Source organism: Methylosinus sp., from assembly GCF_036560965.1.
In the GTDB taxonomy this organism is placed as follows: Bacteria; Pseudomonadota; Alphaproteobacteria; order Rhizobiales; family Beijerinckiaceae; genus Methylosinus.
On the sequence record NZ_DATBQF010000020.1, the window covers coordinates 88668 to 104511 of the forward strand.

18 protein-coding genes are annotated in these 15844 nt (G+C 66.9%); 5 read left to right on the plus strand and 13 right to left on the minus strand.

Annotated features, from left to right (window positions below; genetic code table 11):
* Positions 1-347 precede the first annotated feature (347 nt).
* Positions 348-1073, minus strand: coding sequence for an endonuclease III (gene nth / locus VIF40_RS06680; RefSeq protein WP_331936746.1), 726 nt, complete (start codon positions 1071-1073; stop codon positions 348-350).
* A 44-nt stretch (positions 1074-1117) separates the two neighbouring features.
* Between nth and VIF40_RS06685 the strand changes: the two genes are divergently transcribed.
* Together VIF40_RS06685 and VIF40_RS06690 are read left to right on the plus strand one after the other, a co-directional pair.
* Complete coding sequence (locus VIF40_RS06685) at positions 1118-1615, plus strand: DUF2244 domain-containing protein (RefSeq protein WP_331936747.1); 498 nt, start codon at positions 1118-1120, stop codon at positions 1613-1615.
* A 47-nt stretch (positions 1616-1662) separates the two neighbouring features.
* Positions 1663-2559, plus strand: a complete 897-nt coding sequence (locus tag VIF40_RS06690; protein ID WP_331936748.1) for a bifunctional helix-turn-helix domain-containing protein/methylated-DNA--[protein]-cysteine S-methyltransferase — start codon at positions 1663-1665, stop codon at positions 2557-2559.
* A 2-nt stretch (positions 2560-2561) separates the two neighbouring features.
* Here the strand turns inward: VIF40_RS06690 and VIF40_RS06695 are convergent, their stop codons facing one another.
* Both VIF40_RS06695 and VIF40_RS06700 read right to left on the minus strand, forming a co-directional pair.
* Entirely contained in the window at positions 2562-3203 is a 642-nt protein-coding gene (locus tag VIF40_RS06695) for a DedA family protein (protein WP_331936749.1), read from the minus strand.
* A gap of 130 nt (positions 3204-3333) precedes the next feature.
* The gene (locus VIF40_RS06700; RefSeq protein ID WP_331936750.1) at positions 3334-3774 is read right to left on the minus strand and encodes a hypothetical protein; all 441 of its coding nucleotides are present in this window, start codon (positions 3772-3774) and stop codon (positions 3334-3336) included.
* 406 nt (positions 3775-4180) lie between these two features.
* Here VIF40_RS06700 and VIF40_RS06705 point away from each other — a divergent pair, with 406 nt between their 5' ends.
* Positions 4181-4450 (plus strand): hypothetical protein, encoded by a 270-nt coding sequence (locus VIF40_RS06705; protein ID WP_331936751.1) that lies wholly within the window; start codon positions 4181-4183, stop codon positions 4448-4450.
* A gap of 85 nt (positions 4451-4535) precedes the next feature.
* On the opposite strand, the gene VIF40_RS06710 is transcribed toward VIF40_RS06705, so the two are convergent.
* The 3 genes from VIF40_RS06710 to VIF40_RS06720 form a co-directional block, all read right to left on the minus strand.
* Positions 4536-4973, minus strand: coding sequence for a VOC family protein (locus tag VIF40_RS06710; protein ID WP_331936752.1), 438 nt, complete (start codon positions 4971-4973; stop codon positions 4536-4538).
* 77 nt (positions 4974-5050) lie between these two features.
* Positions 5051-5245, minus strand: coding sequence for a hypothetical protein (locus VIF40_RS06715; RefSeq protein WP_331936753.1), 195 nt, complete (start codon positions 5243-5245; stop codon positions 5051-5053).
* A gap of 132 nt (positions 5246-5377) precedes the next feature.
* The gene (locus VIF40_RS06720; protein WP_331936754.1) at positions 5378-6274 is read right to left on the minus strand and encodes a radical SAM protein; all 897 of its coding nucleotides are present in this window, start codon (positions 6272-6274) and stop codon (positions 5378-5380) included.
* A 163-nt stretch (positions 6275-6437) separates the two neighbouring features.
* Between VIF40_RS06720 and VIF40_RS06725 the strand changes: the two genes are divergently transcribed.
* Entirely contained in the window at positions 6438-7124 is a 687-nt protein-coding gene (locus tag VIF40_RS06725) for a hypothetical protein (protein ID WP_331936755.1), read from the plus strand.
* 364 nt (positions 7125-7488) lie between these two features.
* Here VIF40_RS06725 and VIF40_RS06730 read toward each other — a convergent pair whose 3' ends face one another.
* The 5 genes from VIF40_RS06730 to VIF40_RS06750 all read right to left on the minus strand — a co-directional run bounded on the left by VIF40_RS06730 (position 7489) and on the right by VIF40_RS06750 (position 13982).
* Positions 7489-8343 (minus strand): TonB family protein, encoded by an 855-nt coding sequence (locus VIF40_RS06730; protein WP_331936756.1) that lies wholly within the window; start codon positions 8341-8343, stop codon positions 7489-7491.
* Positions 8340-8789 carry a biopolymer transporter ExbD gene (locus VIF40_RS06735; RefSeq protein ID WP_331936757.1) on the minus strand — a complete coding sequence of 150 codons (450 nt, stop codon included), beginning with the start codon at positions 8787-8789 and terminating at the stop codon, positions 8340-8342. Before VIF40_RS06735 ends, VIF40_RS06730 begins: the two co-directional genes overlap by 4 nt.
* The gene (locus VIF40_RS06740; RefSeq protein ID WP_331936758.1) at positions 8790-9437 is read right to left on the minus strand and encodes a MotA/TolQ/ExbB proton channel family protein; all 648 of its coding nucleotides are present in this window, start codon (positions 9435-9437) and stop codon (positions 8790-8792) included.
* Between the two features lie 401 nt (positions 9438-9838).
* Entirely contained in the window at positions 9839-11926 is a 2088-nt protein-coding gene (locus tag VIF40_RS06745) for a diguanylate cyclase (protein ID WP_331936759.1), read from the minus strand.
* Positions 11927-12161: 235 nt separating this feature from the next.
* A complete protein-coding gene (locus VIF40_RS06750; RefSeq protein WP_331936760.1) occupies positions 12162-13982 on the minus strand; it encodes a putative bifunctional diguanylate cyclase/phosphodiesterase in 1821 nt (606 codons plus the stop codon).
* A 541-nt stretch (positions 13983-14523) separates the two neighbouring features.
* On the opposite strand from VIF40_RS06750, the gene VIF40_RS06755 reads away from it, so the two are divergent.
* Positions 14524-15036: a hypothetical protein gene (locus VIF40_RS06755; protein WP_331936761.1), complete on the plus strand. Its 513-nt coding sequence runs from the start codon at positions 14524-14526 to the stop codon at positions 15034-15036.
* A 24-nt stretch (positions 15037-15060) separates the two neighbouring features.
* On the opposite strand, the gene VIF40_RS06760 is transcribed toward VIF40_RS06755, so the two are convergent.
* Both VIF40_RS06760 and VIF40_RS06765 read right to left on the minus strand, forming a co-directional pair.
* Positions 15061-15444 (minus strand): cell division protein ZapA, encoded by a 384-nt coding sequence (locus VIF40_RS06760; RefSeq protein ID WP_331936762.1) that lies wholly within the window; start codon positions 15442-15444, stop codon positions 15061-15063.
* A 9-nt stretch (positions 15445-15453) separates the two neighbouring features.
* The gene (locus VIF40_RS06765; protein WP_331936763.1) at positions 15454-15750 is read right to left on the minus strand and encodes a DUF4164 family protein; all 297 of its coding nucleotides are present in this window, start codon (positions 15748-15750) and stop codon (positions 15454-15456) included.
* Between the last annotated feature and the right edge of the window lie 94 nt (positions 15751-15844).

Below are 15844 nucleotides of genomic sequence, written 5' to 3' on the forward strand. Positions count from 1 at the left end.
CCGCCACCCGCCTTTTTTATGGGCTGCGTTAATGATTGGTTTCTGATTCGTGGACGGCGCGCCGAGGGTGGAGAATTCCGAGCGCATGATCTCCTCCCTTTCCCGCGGCTGCCCTATGCCGCCGGTGTAGCGGAAACGTGGCCCGGGATTCGTGCGCTGGCGCACATGACGGATCGCTCGATTTCGAGATTGCGCGTCTCGACGAGGTGCGCGGGCGCGGAGCAATTTTCCGATCGACGGCTCCGAGCACGCGGCATGGCCGGTTCCGAACGTCCTCGCCTCGTCCGAGAAAACCCTGCCCGACGCGATCGACGAGGCGTGACAGGCGCTCAAATAGCCTTGCCCGGTCAGCCCGTCTTGCTCTCGAAGTCCGTCTTGCTCTCGAAGGTGGTCTTGCCCTCGAAGCGGCAGAGATCGGCGATGATGCAGCGCTCGCATTCCGGCTTGCGCGCCTTGCACACATAGCGCCCGTGCAGGATCAGCCAGTGATGCGCATGCAGCTTGTAGCGCTCGGGAACGCGCTTCTCTAGGCCGTCCTCGACCTGCTCGACGGTCTTGCCCTTGACGAGCGGCAGGCGATTGGAGACGCGGAAAATATGCGTGTCCACCGCGATCACCGGCACATGAAAGGCGATGTTGAGCACGACATTGGCGGTCTTGCGGCCGACGCCCGGCAGCGCCTGCAAGGCCTCGCGGTCGCAGGGAACCTCGCCGCCGTGCTTCTCGATCAGCTGTGCGCAGAGCGCGATGACATTCTTCGCCTTGGTGCGGAAGAGGCCGATCGTCTTGACATGATCGCGCACGACATCCTCGCCGAGCGCCAGCATCTTCTGCGGCGTGTCGGCGATCGCGAACAGAGCCCGGGTCGCCTTGTTGACGCCGACGTCGGTGGCCTGCGCCGACAGCACGACGGCGACGAGCAGCGTGAAGACGTTCACATGCTCGAGCTCGCCTTTGGGATGCGGATCGGCGGCCTCGAGACGCGCGAAAATCTCCGCGATACGGGCGGCCTCGCGGCTGCGCGGCGGTGCGGGGCGCCGCGCCTTGGCGAGCAGGCTCTTTTCGTTCGGCATAAACGCGTTATAACTCGACGTTTCGGAGAACGAAAGGCGGCGGCGTGACGGCGAGCGCTCCTTCTGCGGAAACCATCTATCAGACGCGGCTCATCCCCCATCGCTCGATGACGCGGCGACAGGCGCATGTGTTCATCCTGCTGTTCGGCGCGGGAAGCTGCGTGCTGTCGGTTCCCTTCTATATTCTCGGCGCCTGGCCGGTGGTCGGCTTCATGGGGCTCGACGTGCTGGCGCTCTATGTCGCGCTGCGTGTGAGCTTCCACTCGGCCAGGGCGTTCGAGAGCCTCCGCCTCACCCCTTTCGAGCTGGCGATCGTGTCGGCGAGTTCCTATGGCGCGCGGCGGGAGCGGCGCTTCGACACTTATTGGCTGCGGCTCGAGACGGAGGAGGACGAGGAGTTCGGCATGCAGCGCGTGCTCATCGTCTCGCGCGGCGAGCGTGTCGAGATCGGCGCTTTTCTCGGGCCGGAGCAGAAGGCCGCGCTCGCCGAGGAGCTTTCCCGCGCGCTGGCGCAGGCCAAGCGCGGGCCGCTCTACTCCTGACGCGTTTTCGGGTGGCGGCGCCCGGCCGCGCGCGCCATGATGCGCGCATGACGCTGCGCTCCGATATGGCCCCTCCTTCCGCCACGACCTCTCCTCCCGCGCAAACATGGCCGCAGGAGGATTATGCGCAGGTCGCGGAGACGATCCGCTTCATCGGCGAGAATTGGCGACGGCAGCCCTCGGTCCAGGAAATGGCGGCGGCCGCTGGCCTTTCCGAAGCGCATTTGCGCGCCTTGTTCCGGCGCTGGGCGGGGCTCTCGCCCAAGGCCTTCCTGGAGGCGCTGACGCTGCGCCATGCGCGCGCTCTGCTGGGCGGCGAGACGAGCCTGCTCGACGCCTCGCTCTCGCTCGGTCTCTCGGGCCCCTCGCGCCTGCACGATCTCTTCGTGACCCATGAGGCGCTGACGCCCGGCGAGTTCAAGCGCGGCGGCGAAGGGCTCGACATGCGCTACGGCTTCCACCCCTCGCCTTTCGGCGAGGCGATCCTGGTCATGACGGAGCGCGGTCTCGCCGGGCTCGGCTTCGTCGACGGCGCGCGTGAGGCGGCGCTCGACGATCTACGCCGTCGCTGGCCGAAGGCTCGATTTTCGCTCGATGCCGCGGCGACGGCGCCGTTCGCGCGGCGCGCCTTCGATCCGGCGGAATGGCGGCCCGACCGGCCCTTGCGGCTCGTGCTGATCGGCTCGCAATTCGACGTCTCGGTCTGGGAGGCGCTGCTCGCGATCGACATGGACCGGGCCACCACCTATGGCGCGATCGCCCGGCGGCTCGGCAAGCCCGGCGCGGCGCGGGCGGTGGGCGCGTCGGTCGGGCGCAATCCCGTGTCCTTCGTCGTGCCCTGCCATCGCGTGCTCGGCGCGAGCGGCGCGCTCACCGGCTATCATTGGGGGCTCACGCGAAAGCAGGCGATCATCGGCTGGGAGGCGGGGCGTCTCGCGGTATAGCGTCACGGGCGCCGGTCGATGCGTTCGAAATGCGCCTCGGCCTCCTTCGTCAGCCGCTCCTCGTGGATTTTCCAATAGCGCCACAGCACGAATGCGCCGACGATCGCGCCGGCGAGGCCGATCCAGCCGAGGGGGCCGGCGACCCTGTGAATGGCGGCGCCGAAGAGATAGCCGCCGAGGCCGAAGGACAGCGCCCAGCATATGCCGCCGGCGGCGTTGTAGAACAGGAATTTCAGCGGATCGAAGCGATTGGCGCCGGCGAGCACGGCCGCCAATATGCGCAGGAGCGCGATGAAGCGGCCGAAGAACACGATGGCGCCGCCCCAGCGCATGAACAGATATTGCCCCAGCCGCAATTGCGGCGGCCCGACGCCGATATGGGAGCCGTAGCGCATCAGCAGCTTCACGCCGAACTCGCGACCGACCCAGAAGCCGATATTGTCGCCGAGGATCGCGCCCGCCGCCGCCGCCGCTATGACGAGCCCTATGTCCATATTGCCCGAGTGGCCGGCGTAGATCGCCGCGCCGACCAGCGTCGTCTCGCCGGGGAGGGGAATGCCGGAGCTCTCCAGCGCGACGATGAAGAATATGGCCCAATAGCCATAGGTCGTCAGAATCGAGACAATCGTCGCTTCATCCATCATGCGTCGCCCCGGCCGATCCGACATAGGGCGGCATTGTCGCCGCCGGACCGGCCGCGGGCAAGAGGCGCGAGGCGGGCAAGAGGCGCGAGGCCGGCAGAGGGCGCGAGGCCGGCAATAGGGCGTGAGACCGTCAGCGTGCGTCGAGGCCCACGGCGCGCCGCAGGCGGGGCGTCCCGTCGAAGGAGAGGTCGCCGTCGCGCCGAACGAAAGGCAGCCCATAGCCCTTCACATCGTCGGCGAATTGCGCGCCGCTCTCCAAGGCTTTCTCGACGACCCTGCGCAGCCCGCTCAGAATCGGCTGATCGGAGCCGTTCATCTCGCTGGCGAGAAGGGCGCGCTCGGTCTCGTCGGCGCGCAATGCGAAATTGCGCACCACCACGGCCACGAAGCGCCCTTCGCTGATCCCCTTCTCCAGCGCCACGGCGCGGACTCTCTCGGCGAAAACGCCTCCGATGCAGCAGGTCGCGGCTTGCGCGACCTGGTCGTTCGAGCATGAATGGATCAGATCGGTGACGAGCATGACCTTTTCTCCGCCCTGCGAACGAAACTCTCCTGCCCCGTTGGAATGCATTTTCCCAATTCCCATATGCTGCGTGCGGCGCTTCGCATTGTCGGCTTCCACTCTTCGAGCCGCCGCTCCAGCGCATATCCCCAACCGCACACGCAAAAGCCGGACCAGATTTTTCAAAGTCTAACCTCGCATTCTTTGGAAGCCGTTATGTCGTCGCAAAACTGGACTTCATTTGAATCTATTCGGTCGCGCCGGGGTCCTGCGCGGCGCCGCGTAAGCAAAACGTCGTAGAAGTGAAAAGGTTTCATTGGGTGCGAGGCTCGCGAACGAGGCTCGGCGGCGAAGGCCTTGCCGGCCGGCGAAGCGGCGCGATTTCTAATGAGGAGAGTCGTCGCGGATATAGGGCGCGTCCCGCGCCGGTCGTCGCGGCTTTTATGGAGGAATGTCGATGGAACGTCGCGCTTTCATGAAATTTTTTGTCGCTGGCGCGGCGGCAGTCCTCGCCGCCGGTCCGTCACAGGCGCTGACATCGGTCGCGCCGCTCGATGCTCCACGGGCGCTAGAACCGGCTCCGGAGGCCGCTGTGGCGACGCCGGAGGATCTCGAGCAGGCGCGGGTCGAAAAGACCTATTGGTATTACCGTCGCCGCGTCTGGCGGCGGCCGCGCTGGCGCCGCCGCGCCTGGCGGCGCTATTACCGGCCGCGCTACTGGCGCCGGCGTCGCTACTATTACTGAACGTTCGGGCCATGCACGAGCCGGAACGCGGCCGGATCGCCGGCCGCGCGCCTCTCGCGCATTCACCCAGCGCTTCTCGCGCGCGTCACCAGGAGCCGGTGTTCGGCATGGAGCTCCAGGGCTCGGCCGGCGGCAGCGGCGCGCCCTTCTGCAAGAGTTCGATCGAGATCTGATCGGGCGAGCGGACGAAGGCCATAAAGCCGTCCCGCGGCGGGCGGTTGATGGTGACGCCCGCCGCCTGCAGACGCGCGCAGACGGCGTAGATATCGTCCACGGCGAAGGCGAGATGGCCGAAATTGCGGCCGCCCGCATAGTCGCGCTCGTCCCAATTATAGGTGAGCTCGACGAGCGGCGCGCCGCCCTGCGCCTGCGGAAGATCGTCCGGCGCGGCGAGATAGACGAGCGTGTAGCGGCCCGTCTCGCTCTCGGTGCGGCGCACCTCGACGAGGCCGAGCTTGCCGCAGAAGAAGTCCAGCGAGCCGTCGAGATCGCCGACGCGGATCATGGTGTGAAGAAATCGCATGGTTGCGCGCCTTTCGTGCGGTGGGAGGCGGCGAGCATAGCCTCCCCGCCGCTCCGACGCACGCGCCGATCGCGCTTCTATTGATGAGGCAAGATATTCAGCGCGGTCTCCAGCGCCATGATCATCGGAATGATCGCTTCCTTCTCCTGCTCGATCGTGCCGAATTCAGCCGATTTCAGCCGTTGCTCGACCTCGTGAATGGTCAGCAGCCGGCGCTCCAGGACGATCAGCAGCTCCTTCGCGATCTGCGGCTCGAGCTCGATCTTGATCATGCGCGCATTTTCCCTCTCGACGGATGGGCGACTCGCCGCGCCGAGGGCTTTCGCGTCTCGATTCTGGTCGACCGCGCGCATCATGGCGGCGATCGTCGGCGGCCGCTGTGCGCCAGCGCATATTGCGAAGCTTCAGAGACCGCGCGCCCAGGCCGGCCGCAGCGGCGCATCCTCCGGCGCGGCGATGGCGGCGCGCAATTGCTCGAGCAGGCGCGGCTTGTCGGCGCCGAGCGTGCCGCGCAGCACCAGCCAATTGGAGGCGTGGTCGCTGCGGAAGACGGTTCTCTTCAATTCCAGCCGGGAGAGGAGAATTTCCATCTCGCGCAGCAGGCCGGGCACGTCGAGCGGCGCGAAATCGGGAAATTTGTCGCGAAACCGCGCCTCGCCCGCGGGGAAGCTCACGACCAGCGTGGCCAGGAACTCCGGCTGAGCGGCGTTGACGAGAGCGGCGGAATTGGCGGCGTGCGCTTCGCTGAGCGACGCCCCGCCGAGCCCGTTGAGGATCATCACGGAGCGTTTGATCCCCGCCTCGCCGAGCTTCTCCAGCGCCTCTCGCGTCGAGGCGAAGGTCTCGCCCTTGTCGACCCGCGCGAGCACCTCGTCATCGCCCGATTCCGCGCCGACATAGACGAGCGACAGGCCGAGCTCGGCGAGCGCGCGCAGCTCCGCGACGGATTTGCGGCTCACATTGCGCGGCAGGCAATAGCTCGACACGCGCCGCACGCCCGGCAGCTCGCGGCGGATCGCCTCGAGAATGGCCGCGAGACGGCGCGTCGACAAGGTCATGGCGTCGCCATCCGCCAGAAACACGCGGGCGATCGAGGCGCCGTAGCGCTCGCCGCAGCGCTTTATGCTCGCCATCACCTCCGCTTCGTCGCGGGGGCGGAAGCGCTTCTGCGGCGCGGTGTACATCTCGCAGAAGGCGCAGCGATTCCACGAGCAGCCGTCGGTCACCGGGAGGATCAGCGATTCCGCCTCGCTCGGCGGGCGAAAGACGGGCTCGACATAGCGGATGGGGGCGTCGGTCATCGCGCAAGTCTAGCGTCTTTCCACGTTTCAATGAAACATGGAAAGACGCTAGATTTTTGCTTTGACGCGTTTCCCACGCCGAACCGGCGTCCACTTCGGCTGGAAACGCTCAAAGCCCCGCGCGCCGGATACGCCGCAATGAGCAGGAAGTGAAGACTTCGATATGAGAACGCTTGTCTTTCTCGCTTTGTTGATTGTAGCCGGCTACCTCGGATGGAGTCGTTTCGATCCCAGCGATTCGTTCCGTTATCGCTTGATACTGACGGCGGAAGTCGATGGACGCCTCGTCTCTGGAACCAGCGTCGTCCAAATCGATTACCGCGAGCTGTCGCTATACTGGCTCCTCCCCGACGATCCTGGCGGCCCAGTCAAAGCAAAAGCGCGCGGCGAAGCCCTCGTCCTCGATCTCGGCGCCCACGGGCTCCTGTTCGCGACGCTCGACTTGTGCCGCCATTACCCTCGATACGTTGTTCTCGACGTCGTCCTCTGTGCATGGAATGGACGGCCCGCGCGGTCGATGAATGATCTGCAGGCAGTGCGCGATCTGCCACCTGTCGAACTGCCGTTCGAGCGCTTGCCGATGCTGGTCCGCTTCCGCGACATCGCCGATCCGGAAACGGTCGAAAGGGTAGAACCGGAAGATTTGCCAGCGAAATTCGGACCGGGCGTTCGGCTGGTCGGCGCCAAGATCGAGATGACGACGGATCCGGTGACGCAAGGCATAACGATGATCTTGCCTTGGCTTGCTCGCATGAGGCCCAAGGGCAACTCCCTTCCTCGACGTTTCGGCCAGATTGGGAAGCCGTTTCGAATGCTGAGCTACCAAGACTTTCTGCGCCCGGGAGAATAGCGCCGACAAATCTTGCGCCGGCAATGATGGCCATCCGGCGATCCAACACCCAAATCCCAGATGCCTCCGCGGCCCTCTTGGCGGTCGCCATAGGCTTTCGGCTGGCTTTCTTGGCGTCGGTCGCGGGCGGAACGTGTGAACGACAATGAGCCCCCCGGTCTGGGAGATTAGGCTTGGAGGAGTTTATCGTCTGTCATGGCGGGCGGGGCTGGCGCGTTGTGTGCGAAGGGTGGGCTTGAACACCCGAATCCTACGCACGTCCGAGCCTGAAGCTACGCGCGTCGCCATCAAACCAAACCGTCGTGAATAAGATGGGCTAACCCGAGGACGGCGAGAACGTAAAATATCCTCGCCGTCCGCCGCCTCAATGGCGGATGTCGAATTTGATCGTCGTGCGGCCATAGAAGCGGCCGGCGGGCGGCGGCGGCGCGATGGTCGCGTCGACCATGGCCAGCGCCGCCCGGTCCAGCGCGTCGTCGCCGGCGGATTTGGCGATTTTCCGCTCGACCATATGGCCGTCGGAGCCGACGGTGAAGACGACGATCGCATCGCCCTTCGCGCCGCCGCGCCGCGCCTGCGGCGGATAGAACATATGCTTATGAATCTCGGCCAGAACCTTGGCGCCGTAGCGGGCCCTTGTCGCGCCGCTCTGCGTCTTGCGCCCGTCGGTCGCGCCGATCTGATCGGCCGAGGAGGAGGAGGCCTCGGAGGCTTCGGCCGCCGCTGTCGCCTGTCGCTGGACCTTGCCCTCGGCGGCGGTCGGCTCGAGCGGCGTCTGCTCGCTCGCCTTCTCGCGATCGGGACGCTGGTCGAGCGTCGGCTTCGGCTCGTCGTCGCGCGGCTTGGCGAGCGGCAGGGCGAGCGCGTCGGGCGCTTGAATCTTCGCCTCGGCGAGAGCGAGCGGCGTCGGCGCGTCGGGGGCGGGCGTTTTCGGCGCTTCCGCCGTTTGCGCCTCCGCGGCGTCCTGAGCGACCGTGCTGTCGTCGGCGTGGGAGAGCTCGTCCGGGGCGGTGTCGGCGCTCGCCTGCCGCGCCGCCTCGCCGTCCTGCACATAGGCGACTTCGAAACTGTCGGAGGTCGCGCTCGGCGGCTCCGCCGCGGTGAGCGCCAGAACCCCGAAGGCCGCGAGATGGACGAGGAGCGGGGCGCCGCCCGCCACCGGCCGCAGCCAGCGCGGCCGCAAGAGCGGATAGTCTCCGGCTTCGAAGGCGGCGCTCATCTCGCCATCCCCTTGTCGGCGGCCTTCGCGCCCTTCGCCTGCATCGACAGGATCGCGATATGCGTCATGCCGTTCGAGGACAGCGCGTCCATCAGCGCGACGAGATCGCCGAGCGAGGATTCCTTGTCGCCGCGCAGATGGATGACATGGGAGAGATCGCCGCCGATCTTGGCGCGCACGGCCTCGACGACGCGGTCGAGCGGGATCTCGTCGGGACCGAGCATCAGCTTGCCGCCCTTGGCGACGGTGATGACGACGGGCTCTTTCTGATTGACGGGCTTGGCGGCGCGCGCCTGTGGCAGATCGACCTTCATGCCTTGCGCCATCATCGGCGCGGTGACCATGAAGATGATGAGCAGCACCAGCATCACATCGACGAGCGGCGTGACATTGATCTCGGACAAGGGCTGGAAGCCGCCCGAGCCGCGTTTGGCGGAAAATGCCATTTAGGCCGCCTCCGCCATTTTGCGCGGGGGCTCGCCTTCGACGCCGCCGACGAGCGTGATGGCGTGCTCCTCGACATTGTCGCTGAGCGCTTCGCCGGCATGAGCGAGCGCTCCGCCGAGGCGGTTGAAGCCGATCGCCGCGGGAATGGCGGCGGCGAGGCCGAAGGCGGTGGCGGCGAGCGCCTCGGCTATGCCCGGCGCGACGACGGCGAGGCTGGTGTCCTGCGTGTCGGCGATGCCGACGAAGCTCGTCATAATGCCCCACACGGTGCCGAACAGGCCGACGAAGGGCGCGACCGAGGAGACGACGGCGAGATTGGGCAGGCCCGCCTCTGTGGCGACGAGCAGCTTGCGGGCGGCGCGGCCCGTGGTCTCGACGATGCGCGAGCGGCGCTCGCCGACGCTCTCGCCGGGAACCATGACGCGGGCGGCGCGCGCCGCCTCCGCCATCACCGGCGCCAGCAGCGGCGAAGGCCGGCCGCGCTGCGACTCGTCGATCGCCTTGCGCAGCCTGTTGGTCAGCACCGCGACTTCTATGATGATCGCCCAGCACCAGAGCGAGGCGACGCCGAGAGCGATCATCACGATCTTGCCGACGACCCCCGCCTGCATGAACAGAGCGATGGGCGAAATCGATATGGCTTCCATTGACCCGATCCTTCGAGCGGCCGGTTCACATGCATGGGCCGCGTCTCTCGGGGCCTCGCATGGCGCCCGTTTGCGACGCTTTGATTACAAAACGCCCGGCGGCGCGCGCCGCCGGGCGGATTCCTTTGAATAGACTCAGAAATCGACCTTCTGTCCGCCGTAGAGCAGCCGCCCGGCCTGGAAGGAGTAGGTCGGCTATTCGCGCTGATCTGATAGACGGCGATGTCCGCGGCCAGCTTCTCGGTCTTGTAGACGGCGCCGATCTGGACGTTCGTCGTCGTTTGCGGCTGCATGCGGCCGTAGCGGCGCGCCGGCCCCATTTCCCCGACCCGAGCTCCAGCCTGTGAACCATGGCGGAGCGGTTAGAGGAGGTCGAGGCGCGACCTATATGTCTCACCGCCCTATGGCGCCGGCCCATCCGCATCGGCGACGATGCGATATTGGTTTCTGCCGCTCTGCTTGGCGCGATAGAGCGCGCGGTCGGCGCGCGCCAGCATCGGGTCCGGCCCCTCCATCTTCGATGCGAAAGGAGCGACGCCGACGCTGACAGTGGCCAGCAATTCGCCGCCGGGCAGAGCGTAGGGAGTGGCTGCGAGCGCGCAGATTTTCGCCGCCATCGCGGCGGCGCTCGCTTCGTCGCGCGCTTTGGATTGGAGAATGGCGAATTCGTCGCCGCCGAGCCGCGCGACGACGTCGCCGGCGCGGCAATGGCCTTTCAGCCGCGCGGCGAGCGTCTCCAGCAGCGCGTCGCCGCTCGCATGGCCGAGCCGGTCGTTGACCTCCTTGAAATGGTCGACGTCGATGTAGAGCAGCGCGAAGGACTCGCCGCCGGCCTCGGCAAGGGCGAAGGCGCGGCGCAGCGCATCGATGAAGCTGCGACGGTTGGCGAGGCCGGTCAGCGCGTCGGTCTGCGCGAGAAGCGCGATCTGGTCGGCGACCTCCTTGCGCTCGGTCACGTCGAGCGCCACGCCTTCGATCAGCTGCGATCGACCCGAGCGGTCACGCGCGGCGTAGCGGGCGTCGAGCCATCGATAGCCGCCGTCGCGCCGACGAAAGCGGAACTCCACCATGCCGCCGCGCCGTCCGTCCGCCTCCGCGCGCGCCAGCGACGCGCCGACCCTGTCGAGATCGTCCGGATGAACGCAATTGGCGAGGCTGCTCGCCGGGTCGGTCAGCTCCCAGGGATCGTAGCCGAACAGAGCGATATTGTGGGACACATAGACGAGGCGCGGCCGGCGCCCGTCCATGCGCAGACGAAACAGCAGCGTCGGGCTGCGCTCGACCACCTCATTGGCGTCGCGGAGCCGGTCGACATAGCGCTGGCGCGCGACCGAGCCGCCGATGATGTCGCCGAGTATTCGCAGCGCGTCGATCTCCGCCGCTTTCCACTGGCGCTCGCTCCGGCAGTCTTCGACCTCGACCCATCCCCAGGAGGCGTCGTCGACGACGATGGGCGCGAACAGCACCGAGCGCGCGCCGACGCGCTCGAGAAAGTCCTTGGCGGGACCGGGGTCGAGCAGGCGCGTCGCGGCCGTCACCGGCCGGCGCTGCTTCAGCGCGGCGAGCAGCGGATCGGACAAAAAGGCGCTGCGCGTCTTGTCGGCTTCGAAAAATGTCGCGTCCAGCGTGATCGGAGACTCGGGCCGCTGCCAGAAATGCAGCAGCGCCGGCGGGCGCGTCAGCGCCGAGCCGGATTCGAAGACGAGAATGCGGTCGGCGTCGATCGCCTCGCCGACGGATTCGAGCAGATCGGGAATAGCGGCCGCGCTAGGCGTCGCGCTGGTCAGCTCGGTCGCCGCGGTCGAAACGGCGTGAAGCAGCGCGTTGCGCTGATGCAGCGCCGTCGTCAACGCCTCCTGCGCGAGCCGACGCCGCGACACGGACGTCAGCCAGCCATTGGCGCGCAGGCCGAGGATGATCAGCACCGCGGTGAAGGCCGAGAGCAGCGCTCCCATCGCCGCGGCGGTCGGCTCCCCTCGCGTGAAAAAGGCGACGATCGGCGGCAGGACATCGGGCGCGATGAAGCCGAACATCGCCGGCAGATAGGACGAATTGGTGAGCACCGCGCCGGCCGCCATGCCGCCGGCGGCGAACACGACGAAAGCGTGATAGCTCGGGTCGGGCGTCAGCCACAGCACCGAGGAAGCGACGCCCCATAGGCAGCCCGTGAGCGTCGAGCCGAGCGTCCAGAGCGACAGGAAGCGCCGCACCGCCTCCGGGGACGCCTGCTCGGCGCGAAAGCGGCGGGCGTGCATGACGCGCGCCGTCACCAGGATGACGAAGGCGAGAAGCCAGGCGGCGATTTGCGCGCGGGAGTAGAAGTCACGAAAAATGCCAGCGACGATTGCGGCGTTCACCGCATTGAAGACCAGAACCGGCTGACCCTCGGCGAGCATTTGCGCCTGATCCGCCCGGATCGAGGCGTCGAAAGCGTCCGGCTCGACGATTTCCGGCTCCTCGGAACGCGAACCGCGCCCATCACCACCCATTACCCGAACTCCGACGCGTCGCCGACAGAGCAAGCGCGATTGCCGAAATGTCCCGGAAATCTTTTCAGTCGCAACAAAAATGTCTCTCGGGCGCCGTTCTCGCCGCAATATAGCGCGCGCGGTGGCGGCGGCGGTTGCTGCGCCCGAATATCGCGGCGCTCGCAATGTCGCGCGAGAGCGGGGCTTTTGATCGAAAGATGGGGGCCGGCTTCATAAAATCCACCCGCCGCCACGGTCATGCGCGCGACGAGGACGGTTGCGCGGCGCCGTCGGTTGTTTCGGCTGCGTCGAGAAAGGCGCTCAGCGGACGCGGCGGGCTTATGACGAAGCCCTGAATCTCGTCGCAGCCGAACTGACGCAGCATGCTCAGCTGCGGGTCGGTCTCGACGCCTTCCGCCGTCGTCGCGATCCCGATCTCATGCGCGAGCGCGATGATCGTCTTCACGATCGTCGCGGCGCGCGGGCTGGTCTGCGCCTCCTGCGCCAGGGGCCGGCCGATCTTGATGCGATCCACCGGAAGCGCGTCGAGATGCGCGAGAGCCGAGCCGCCGACGCCGAAATCGTCGAGCGCGATGGAGACGCCCTGCGCCCGTATCGCGGTCAGACAGCCCAGAATCTCCGCATTGTCGGCGAGCCGGACCGATCCGGCGATCTCGATCTCCAGTCGGCTCGGGTCCATTCTCGAGGCGGCGAGGGCCGCGGCGACATCGTCCGCGAAGCCGGTCTTCTCCAATTGGACTTGGGCGACATTGACGCAGATGCGCGTGTCCGGGGGCAGGGCGGCCGCGCAGGCGCAGGCCTCGTTCAATATCCAGCCGCCGATTTCATATAAGAGGCCGGCCTTCGTCGCGACGGGAAGAAAGTCCTCCGGGGTCCGCAGGCCGTCGCGCGGATGCCGCCATCGCAGCAGCGCTTCATAGCCGCAGACGCGCGTGCGGTCGAGCGCGACGATCGGCTGGAAATGCAGCTCGAACTCGCCGCCGGCGACGGCCTGCTTCAGATCCTGCCAGATGCGCCGATTGGCCGCGATGCGCGACTCGATCTGCGGATCGAAGAAGCGAAAATGGCCGCGGCCGCTCGACTTGGCCTCGTAGAGGGCGAAGTCCGCCTTGCGCATCAGCGTGCGCAGATCATAGCCGTCCTTCGGCGCCCTGGCGATGCCGACGCTGACGCCGACCGTCGCCATCGCCTCCTCGAGGTCGAAAGGGGCGGCCATCGCCTCCATCAGCCGCGTGGCGAAGCCGCCGACATCCGCCAGCGAGGCGGCATGCGACTGAACCACGGCGAATTCGTCGCCGCCGATGCGGGCGACGATGTCGCCCTTGTTCACGATCGCGGAGATGCGCTCGGCGACGGATTTGAGCAGAATGTCGCCGGCCCTATGCCCGAGCGTGTCGTTGATCTCCTTGAAATTGTCGAGATCGATGCAATGGATCGCCGCGCCGAAGCCATTGGCGACCGCGGCGGCGACAGTGGTCTCTCCATGCTGCTCCATCGAGGCGCGGTTGGCGACGCCGGTGACGGCGTCGAAATAGGCGAGCCGATGGATGCGCTCCTTGCGCTCCTCCTGCTCCAGCGCAATGGCGCACAGATGCACGCAGGTCTCGACGATCGTGCGGTCGAGTGGGCTCGCTCCCCGGCAACGCCGATAATAAAAGGCGAAAGTGCCGACGACACGATCGTCGGCGGCGCGAATGGGCGAGGACCAGCAGGCGCGCAGACCGAGCGGAAGGGCCAGAGCGCGAAAATCGGCCCAGCGGGGATCATTCTCTATGTCGGTGACCTCGACAGGCTCGCCGAAATAGGCCGCGGCGCCGCAGGAGCCGGCGTCCGGCCCCATGCGCATGCCGTCGAGCGACATCGAGTAATGATCCGGCAGGCTCGGCCCCGCCAATGGATGCAGCCGCCCCTCACGGTCGACAGTCAGGACGGAGCAGATGACGTCGGGCGCGAGCCGCTCGGCTCGCCGACAGAGCTCGCTCGCCGCCTCGCGCAAGGGCGCGCCGCACGCCAGGCTCTCGAGCACGCTGTGTTGAAGCGCTCGAAGACCCTGCATCGTGACGTTCGAGCAATTCGCGCAGTCGAGTTCGAGCATTTGGCCTCACCCTTGAAGCAATCTTGTCCTTTTTCGTCGCATCGCGACCGTATCTATAAGAAGTGAAAGCCGTCTCCTCGAAATGCAACGAGTCGACGACAGTTGCCGGGATGAAAATAGCGCGCCGACGCCGTCGGGGCGGATTGTCGTGCAAAGCATCAGCTTCGACCAAAGGGCATTATTGCATGTCCGCATCCTGATGTGTAGCGCACAGCTAGAGCGCAATATTTTGTCGCTGGATCAAGAAGATCGCCGATGCTTCGGCGTTCCCCACAGCTCGGCTCGCGTTTCGCGGCGGCGAGCCCGCGAAAAACGGCCGCGAGTCCGAGCGGCGGGGCCGGGAGACGGAGCGGCGAGGAGCAGCGAGACGGGCGAGCGGGCGTGGCATGGCTTGCCTTGGCTGCGTCGATGGCTCAGTCTTGCGCAGCCGCGGGCGGCGGCAGGCCCTTCAGGAGACGGGGCGCCGTCACGAGACAACGACCCGTCGGCATGGGAGAGAAACATGTCGAAATTCGCCACATTGGCTCTGGCCGTAATGATCGCGACGCCCTTCGCCGCCGCTCCGGCGCGAGCGGTGGAAATCAGCCCCTTTTTCCCGCTGCCCAATTCCTTCGACGTCACGGGCCCGATCAAGGACGGAGTGCTCGCGCAGCAGATCTCCTGGCTGGACGACGGCATCGCGGCGATCGAGAAGGCCCGCGCCACGACCACCGCGGCGGACAAGATCGCCGAGCTCGACGCGCAGCTCGCCGCGGCGGTCAAGGAGCGCGATATATTGAAGAGCGACACGGCCGGGCGCGACGCCGAGCTCGGGCGCAAGAATCTCGTCGTCACCAATATCAACCGCTGGATCAACGCGCTCGCCCGCAAGGCGACCGAGCAGCTCAAGATCGCCATTCTCAAGGATGGGGCGGAGCGCGACGCGGCGGAGCGCCGGCATATTCAATTGTCCCAGCAGGCCGACGACCTCGAGAAGCTCAAGCACGATTCGACGTTCGAGGCATGGGGACGCTGAAGTCCGGGACGCTATAGTCCGCGGTCAGAGACCAGGGGGCGTTTCGCCGCCGCCGGATTGCAGCTCGAGGGAGAGGCGCTCGACTCTGGTCGTCGCATCCTCGAGCGCGGCGGCGATCGTCTCTGCGAGAGCGGCTTCGGCCGCGCTCGCCGCGGCCTCTTTCTCCCGCAACGCCGCGAGCTCCGCCTGCGCGGCCTCCAGCTTGCGCGTCGCGACCCACGCCTCGTCGGCGAGGGTGAGCGCCGCCATCACGGTGATGCGCTGCTCGCCGACATCGCCGAATCCCTCGCGCAATGACAGGATCTTGTCCTCGACGAGCTTGGCGAGCTCGTCGAGATGGGCTTCCTCGCCATCCTCGCAGGCCATGCGATAGGTCCGGCCCGCGATCGTCACCACCACATGCGCCATTCGCCGCCTCTACGTCTGCGTCCGGTCGTCGTCGTCGCCGAGCACGGCGCGAATGCCGAGGCTCGTGCGATCGAGACGCGTCAGCACCTCGTCGCGCGCCTTTTCCAGCGCGCTGGTCTGGGCGAGGGCGGCGTCGAGCTCGAGACCCAGCCGGCTGCGGTCGTCCTGCATGACGGCGAGCTCCTCCTCGAGGTCGGCGTGCGACAGCTCGGCCTCGATGCGGCGCGTGACGGTCGCCTCCAGCCGCTCCAGCGCGGCGGAAAGTCGTTGCATCGCCTCGTCGAGCCTGTGCGGGACTTGCGTCATATGGAAACCGGGCCGATCACGATTAGATACACCCCTTGCGAATCGCCTTCTCCTAGCACGAATCGGGCAAATCCCAACCCGCGCGGCGGGGTTG

Bases quoted from the DNA above. Each gene is read 5' to 3' on its own strand.
- nth (WP_331936746.1), bottom strand. From the start codon at position 1,073: ATGCCGAACGAAAAGAGCCTGCTCGCCAAGGCGCGGCGCCCCGCACCG.
- VIF40_RS06690 (WP_331936748.1), top strand. From the start codon at position 1,663: ATGACGCTGCGCTCCGATATGGCCCCTCCTTCCGCCACGACCTCTCCT.
- VIF40_RS06695 (WP_331936749.1), bottom strand. From the start codon at position 3,203: ATGATGGATGAAGCGACGATTGTCTCGATTCTGACGACCTATGGCTAT.
- VIF40_RS06700 (WP_331936750.1), bottom strand. From the start codon at position 3,774: ATGCATTCCAACGGGGCAGGAGAGTTTCGTTCGCAGGGCGGAGAAAAG.
- VIF40_RS06705 (WP_331936751.1), top strand. From the start codon at position 4,181: ATGAAATTTTTTGTCGCTGGCGCGGCGGCAGTCCTCGCCGCCGGTCCG.
- VIF40_RS06710 (WP_331936752.1), bottom strand. From the start codon at position 4,973: ATGCGATTTCTTCACACCATGATCCGCGTCGGCGATCTCGACGGCTCG.
- VIF40_RS06715 (WP_331936753.1), bottom strand. From the start codon at position 5,245: ATGATCAAGATCGAGCTCGAGCCGCAGATCGCGAAGGAGCTGCTGATC.
- VIF40_RS06720 (WP_331936754.1), bottom strand. From the start codon at position 6,274: ATGACCGACGCCCCCATCCGCTATGTCGAGCCCGTCTTTCGCCCGCCG.
- VIF40_RS06725 (WP_331936755.1), top strand. From the start codon at position 6,438: ATGAGAACGCTTGTCTTTCTCGCTTTGTTGATTGTAGCCGGCTACCTC.
- VIF40_RS06730 (WP_331936756.1), bottom strand. From the start codon at position 8,343: ATGAGCGCCGCCTTCGAAGCCGGAGACTATCCGCTCTTGCGGCCGCGC.
- VIF40_RS06735 (WP_331936757.1), bottom strand. From the start codon at position 8,789: ATGGCATTTTCCGCCAAACGCGGCTCGGGCGGCTTCCAGCCCTTGTCC.
- VIF40_RS06740 (WP_331936758.1), bottom strand. From the start codon at position 9,437: ATGGAAGCCATATCGATTTCGCCCATCGCTCTGTTCATGCAGGCGGGG.
- VIF40_RS06745 (WP_331936759.1), bottom strand. From the start codon at position 11,926: ATGGGTGGTGATGGGCGCGGTTCGCGTTCCGAGGAGCCGGAAATCGTC.
- VIF40_RS06750 (WP_331936760.1), bottom strand. From the start codon at position 13,982: ATGCAGGGTCTTCGAGCGCTTCAACACAGCGTGCTCGAGAGCCTGGCG.
- VIF40_RS06755 (WP_331936761.1), top strand. From the start codon at position 14,524: ATGTCGAAATTCGCCACATTGGCTCTGGCCGTAATGATCGCGACGCCC.
- VIF40_RS06760 (WP_331936762.1), bottom strand. From the start codon at position 15,444: ATGGCGCATGTGGTGGTGACGATCGCGGGCCGGACCTATCGCATGGCC.
- VIF40_RS06765 (WP_331936763.1), bottom strand. From the start codon at position 15,750: ATGACGCAAGTCCCGCACAGGCTCGACGAGGCGATGCAACGACTTTCC.